General features: G+C 20.6%; 1 protein-coding gene. It reads left to right on the top strand.

Annotated features, from left to right (window positions below; translation table 11 throughout):
- The first annotated feature begins 331 nt into the window (after positions 1–331).
- Positions 332–1111 (top strand): CPBP family intramembrane glutamic endopeptidase, encoded by a 780-nt coding sequence (locus tag VN21_RS17600; RefSeq protein WP_046824422.1) that lies wholly within the window; start codon positions 332–334, stop codon positions 1109–1111.
- The last annotated feature ends 65 nt before the right edge of the window (positions 1112–1176 follow it).

Raw genomic sequence — 1176 nt, 5'->3', positions numbered from 1 at the left:
GAGTTTTAACTTTGAATTATAAAAATTAAATTTAAGTTTTATAATGAAATTAATATTTATTTTATATAGTTATACATAGAATTCAGTAAAATCAAAGCTTACAGCTAGTAATTATTTAGTAATGAAATAGTAAGTATATTGCTTACAAAATAATAATTAATAATATAGAAAGGTTTTTATTTTCATATATTTTATTAATTAATTCAATGTTAACCTCAAAATGTACAATGTTAGTCCATATCTATTGATTAAAAATCTTTTAAATGTATTAATGGTAATATATTCATTTTTAATAAGATGATAAAGTTTTAAATTAAAAGGAGAAATATTTATGGAAAGAATTTCAAGGACCTTGGGCCTATTATTTGGATTATTAATAACTAACTTTATTAGTTCAGTTGTTATTATGGTATTTGCAAATATTTTATTTGAAGATTTTAATCAATACAATTTTACCATAGTTTTTTTAGCAGACCTAATTACATTAATTATTGTATATAAGTTTTATAGAACAAGAATAAATATTATTATATATCGATATAAAATAAAAAAAATCGATTTTAAAGACATGATGTATATTATTTTATTTGGGATTGCATTGAGTATTGTTATGTCAATACTAATAAATTTTTTAGCTGAATTATTCCCGAGTTATGAAAAAGTAAGTAATAACATAACATCGCAAACAAATTCGATTCTAAATATAATTTGCATGATAGCTCTGATTCCTATATATGAAGAAATAATATTTAGAGGGGTTATATTTAATCACTTAAAAGAAAATTATAAAATAGGAACTGCTATAGTGGGACAAGCATTATTATTTGCAATAGCACATGGAAATATCGTTCAAGGTATATATGCTTTTATATTAGGTATAGTGCTTGCTTTAATGTATATGTACTTTAACTCTATCTACGCAAATATAATGTTACATATGATTTTTAATTTGTTTGGAGGATTAATAAACTCAAAGATATTTAGTCAAAATGAATTTATGTATTATATCTTGGCTACAATTTGTTTTACATTTTTAATAATTGCATCTTATAAAATGATTTTAGATTATAGGAGAAATTACAGAAAGTGGAGTTTATTTGGAGTAAAATAATAGTTATAATAAATTTGATAAAAACATAGTTAAAATTTAGTTAATACTAATATAAAACTAATAAA

It is taken from the genome of Paraclostridium benzoelyticum, assembly GCF_001006285.1.
In the GTDB taxonomy this organism is placed as follows: domain Bacteria; phylum Bacillota; class Clostridia; order Peptostreptococcales; family Peptostreptococcaceae; genus Paraclostridium; species Paraclostridium benzoelyticum.
This window is presented reverse-complemented; position numbering and strand designations above follow the sequence as displayed.